At 60.7% G+C, this 5,081-nt stretch carries 3 protein-coding genes; 1 reads left to right on the top strand and 2 read right to left on the bottom strand.

The window, feature by feature from the left end:
• Window positions 1-795 precede the first annotated feature (795 nt).
• Window positions 796-990: a YlcI/YnfO family protein gene (locus tag P0D96_RS47410; protein ID WP_408181632.1), complete on the bottom strand. Its 195-nt coding sequence runs from the start codon at window positions 988-990 to the stop codon at window positions 796-798.
• 397 nt (window positions 991-1,387) lie between these two features.
• On the opposite strand from P0D96_RS47410, the gene P0D96_RS47405 reads away from it, so the two are divergent.
• On the top strand, window positions 1,388-3,142 hold the full coding sequence (locus P0D96_RS47405) for a site-specific integrase (protein ID WP_408321179.1): 1,755 nt from the start codon (window positions 1,388-1,390) through the stop codon (window positions 3,140-3,142).
• A 1,247-nt stretch (window positions 3,143-4,389) separates the two neighbouring features.
• On the opposite strand, the gene P0D96_RS47400 is transcribed toward P0D96_RS47405, so the two are convergent.
• Window positions 4,390-4,785, bottom strand: a complete 396-nt coding sequence (locus tag P0D96_RS47400; RefSeq protein ID WP_408321178.1) for a hypothetical protein — start codon at window positions 4,783-4,785, stop codon at window positions 4,390-4,392.
• Window positions 4,786-5,081 lie beyond the last annotated feature (296 nt).

The raw sequence follows: 5,081 nt of genomic DNA, 5'->3' as shown, positions 1-5,081 counted from the left end.
AGTATCGGCTGGGCGAAATATCGTGCGTCGAGCGTAGTGGGAACGGGCGAACGGTCAACGACCGCAATGCCTGTACCTGCTGTACCGCCCAAGGTTCAAGCCGTCGCCCGGCGCGCTCCCAGGCGGCAAGGATCCGCGGCCAATTTGTTGAACGGCTCCATCTTTCATGATCGCCTTCGTGATGAACGAGTCGATTGTCAGCCGCACCGCTACCTGCTCGTCACCTTGCCGCTGCGACGGCCTCCGCTCCCCGCTTGTCACTGCTCATGCAACGTTGGCCCTCCCCTACCCGGCTGCCACCGTGCATCGACACACTTACGCTAGATCCCGCTGAATCCGCCCTGCCGATTAAGTCACGTCGTCCGCGCTGGCCATAAACGCCGGATACATGGCACGGCGTGAACGATTCTTGGGAGACCCGCGCAGTTTTGATAACTGCCAACTATCAGAACTGCATTTAATGGCTTAAATCCGTGGTTATCCGATCAGACCTCAAGCTCCGCGGTCCGAACGGCGCAAGCCGCAGCGGAACCCAGTCAGCCGAGCTCCGTGTGTTCCGCGTCTTCTGTTAGGCATACCGGGCGTGCCGCGTGACGTCCCGCCCCATCACACCGGTTCGGTCGCCAGTACGGATTCTTCGGCGCCAGAGATCGGCCGTGACCGCTATGCGCCGTCCAGTTTGATGGAGCGGGTGGTGCCGGAGGGAAGGAGTAAAAAAGCGCGTAAAAACCGCAGTGTCCGTGTCCGCAGACGCCGTTAAAGCACCAATAATTACGCATCCGTTGCGGCCCCTGCTCACCGGTCACGAATCGAATTGTCGAACAGATCAAAGGTTGTGCCATGCTGCTGTGCGGGTAGATTCCCGCTGCGGACCTGCGCAACCACTTCCCGCGGCAGCCAGGCGTCTTCCATCGCGTGGATGCCCTTCTCGATCAACTGCTTGAGAAAAAACGACTCGCTGCGCCCTGTGGTTTCCGCCAGCAGTCTCAATCGCTGTTCGATTGTCGGCTCGACGCGTAGCGCGATGACCTGTGACCCGTTCCCTGACTTCCTTCTCAACCTCTACTCCCGAATGGACTCATGCGTAGCCGACGGCGCATTCGCGCGCTGTTTTATCACAGTCGGACGGGTGACGCGGGGTAAAAAAGATCGCGATCGGGCGGGCCATTACGTCGACGGAGATAGGGTCGCCCACCCCATTTCGATCCCGGCGTCGGGCGGAGTAAGCGAGTTACGTCGGTGTGCCGGAGCGGATTCGCCCGCCCCTCTCTAACGTGCGCGCCGGCGATTTGTAAAGATACGTCTGCCGGAAACGCACCTCAAAACAGTGCTATTGAGATAATCCTTCTTATCACAATAGGTCCGTTTATGTCCTAAACTCACACTCATGAAAACGCGTCACACCCCGAGGCGCCGCGCGCCCTCCTCCAGAAATATCGCACCCGCGTCGTCATTGCCCGACGCCGATGCGCTCGCCGCACTGCGCGGCTGGTACGCGGGCCTGTCTTCGCGCGACACGGTCGAACGCTACCTGCCGCACGTGCTGCTTGTCCCTGGCGCAAGCGCGCGCGGTATTCTCGGCCGGATCCGCCGGCAACTCGCCGCCTTTGCACATGAGCGTAACAGGTCCGACCTGGTCGCATTATTCAGCCACCCGGCCAGCGAACGTACCGAACGAAGCACCGCCGTGCTGCACGCGATCACCCTGCTGCCCGGTCTCGCAGATGCGCAACCGCAGATCACCGACGACATTGGTCAGTGGCTGCGTCCGCGGGCCGTGCGCGTACTGCGCGCCCACGGCATCGTGACGCTCGCCGATCTCACCGTGCGTGTGCCGCGTCGCCGTCAATGGTGGCGTGCCATTGAGGGGCTCGGTGCGGCCACTGCAAGGCAGATCGAAGCTTTCTTCGCCGCCTATCCCAGTCTCACGGAGCGGGCCCGTGCGCTGGTCGCCAGTCAGCGGACCGCCGTGTCCGTGCGAGATGTCGCGCCCCACAATGTCCTCGCACCGTGGGAGTCCATTCACGTGCCACCCGGGGTCGACGGCACCGACGGGACCTTCCGCGCGCCGCGCAGCGCCTGCACACTCGACGCAAACAACGATTACGAGGCGGTGCAGGCCTGGCTCTCGCTGCACGAGGCGCCGACCACGCAACGCGCCTACCGCAAGGAGGCCGAGCGGCTGATTCTCTGGGCAATCGTCGAACGTCACCGGGCGCTCTCGTCGCTGACTACTGAAGACGCGATCGCCTACCGTGCGTTTATCCTCGCGCCCTCGCCACGCAACCGCTGGGTCGGATCACCCCGCCCGCGTCACGCGCCTGACTGGCGCCCGTTTGCCCGTAGTCTCTCGGCGCGCTCGGCGGCCTACGCGCTGTCGGTGCTCGGCGCCCTGTTCCGCTGGCTGATCGAACAACGTTACGTACTGGCCAATCCCTTTGCCGGCGTGAAGGTTCGTGGACGCACGCGGGTGGCACCCCTCGACACGTCGCGCGGCTTCACGGATGGTGAATGGCAGATTGTGCGCTCGCTCGCCGATGGACTCGAATGGTCGTATGGCTGGGAAGCCACCGCTGCGCAGCGCTTACGCTTCGTGCTTGATTTCGCGTACGCGACCGGGTTGCGCGCGGGCGAACTGGTCAGCGCGACACTGGGCGACGTGCTGACCGATGCGAATGGCGATCACTGGCTGCGGCTGATTGGCAAAGGCAGCCGGCCGGGCAAGGTTGCGCTGCCGCCACTCGCGCGGCACGCACTCGAACAGTCGCTGCTGCAGCGCGGCTTGCCGGTGACGCCTGCACGCTGGCAGCCGAAGGTTTCGCTGCTGGCCAGACTGGGCGACGAAACAGACAGTGACGGCATTACCCCTGCGCGGCTGTGGCACGTGATGCGCAGGTTTTTCCACCAGGCGGCCGGACTGATGGAAGCCGACCACGCACCGCTTGCAGAGAAGCTGCGGCGGGCCAGTCCACACTGGATGCGGCATACGCATGCGACGCACGCGCTCGCCCGCGGTGCGGAGCTGACGACCGTGCGCGACAACCTGCGTCATGCATCGATCGCCACGACCTCGATCTATCTGCAGGGCGACGAAGTGAAGCGGGCACGACAGCTCGATGCGGCTTTTGGACAGCGTACGTGAGGGATGTGCCGCACCAGTTGGATCCGAACGGTGAGGATTTTCGGGAGAACATGATCGAGGCGACCTGCCCGGGGCGCGCGGTGAACGTCATACCGTCGTCGCCAGGGTATCAGAGCGTAACGGCAATGCGCGCAGTCCATGAATGCGCGGCCGCCCTAGCGTGCTCATCGAACAGCGCATCTGGAAAATGCCCCCGTCCCCATGCAAAGCATGCAGTTGATTGGCAAGGGTGACGCGCCGCGAATTGACGGTTAGTTGCGTTATTGAAATAGGGTTAACAACAACGTTGATCGTTAGCGCAGGTGTTGCATCAAGCGATCGTGATTAGCGCAGCCGCAGGTCACGGCCTACATATCGCACGAGTCACCGGCTAGTCGCGGAATGGATGTTCATCCAATGGGCGACCGATTTAGCGGGGTTAGCACGCTTCGGACCTACCCGCGACATTTGTCGAAGGTCAATGGTCCCTCATCGGCCAAAGCCGCCGTCCGGATGTTGACGCTGGGATGCCCGCTTTCTGCGGGACAACGGTCGTTTGACAGCAGCCATCGCGAACGACCGCTGTGACATCAACGAATGCGTACTTTCGACCCGTTGCCGACTCTCGCTCAATCGCAAGTATCGGGCAGGTTCCGAAGGTATAACGGCCATTCAGCCGGTCTGCGGAAGCCCTGGGGAGGGAGCAAACATGATCAACATGCATGAACGCCTCGTAGCAAAATTACCCGTGAACCGGAGCGGTAAAATCCCCTGGACGAGGCTAGATTAGTCTGCGATCAAGAATCGAAAAAAATGCCGTGAGGGATTCGACTTAGACCACGAAGCGGCGAGTTTACGGTTGAGAAACTGAAGCACCGAAGCCAGTTATTCGTGCCTCTCAGACTCTATACGCAAGGCGCGTTCACAATCAAAACGGTTTTCTGCACGCGCCGATGATGACAAGGTATTCGCTGTTACATGCGGTTGCGGCTGGAGAGATGTCAAAGATTTACTGCATAACGAAGTCGATTGGCCCGACCCGGAAACGGTCCGACTGTTGGGATCAATGATGCTTTCTGAGGATTTTGACAACAGGATTCGTTGTCGATTCTTCCAATACCGCATGGTGGAGCTGAGATTGATGAACGAAGGCTGGATCTGACCAGCACGACGACGGCAAAGCTGCATCGCCGACCGTCTAGAATTGGACGCATCCGCTCCCGCTTTCCCGCCGCGGAAACACTGCCCGCATCGGCAACGCTCGCGCCTCAGTGAACGGGCCGCAACGGGGACTCCATTCGCGGAATCACTGCGGCCGCTCGCGCCCGGATTCTTACCGCGGAGGAAGTCGTTTTATGTGGATTGGCTGCGCGGTCGTACCCGTTCATTTGTTCATCGATGACAAATTCTGCGACTCTCATCTCGTCCATCGAGTTACCGTCCACGTCGGACCACTCGCGCATCGTGCGATTGACCTTGGTTAGTGCCGCGACAGCAAGTAGTACAGCATCCGTCTCGGTGATCTTGCCTTCAAGATCATCTGCTTCGTAATCCGCAACACGTAGAGCCGCGTCGATTAGATTGCTGTCGTCAATCAAGTCCGTCAAAACCGCGCGAACCACTGTGAGGCATGCATTTTTGCGTGCAAGTGCGATATCTGTCATGAGGCTCTCCAGCGTCGGGATGACTGGTTAGCGAACTTTGGCGTCCGCGTCGTTGAACGAAGCGAACGCTACTGCACCCATCACTGCGACAACCACGGCGACGGCGATACCAGCTGCAAACACAATTTACTCCGCGTTCTCACTCCTGCATACCGGATGCACCACGCGCGCTCGCATGCCAGAATTCAGTGCGCGTGGGCACGCCCCTCTATCCGACCTTCACCTTGTTCTGCAACGGCTGATTCTTTGCGAACGCCGAGACGCTTTCGAGCGTGGTCTCGCAGATGGTTGTCAAT

This window comes from Paraburkholderia sp. RL17-347-BIC-D (genome assembly GCF_046027915.1).
In the GTDB taxonomy this organism is placed as follows: domain Bacteria; phylum Pseudomonadota; class Gammaproteobacteria; order Burkholderiales; family Burkholderiaceae; genus Paraburkholderia.
Note: the sequence above shows the minus strand (reverse complement) of the source record. Positions and strands in the feature narration are given on the sequence as shown.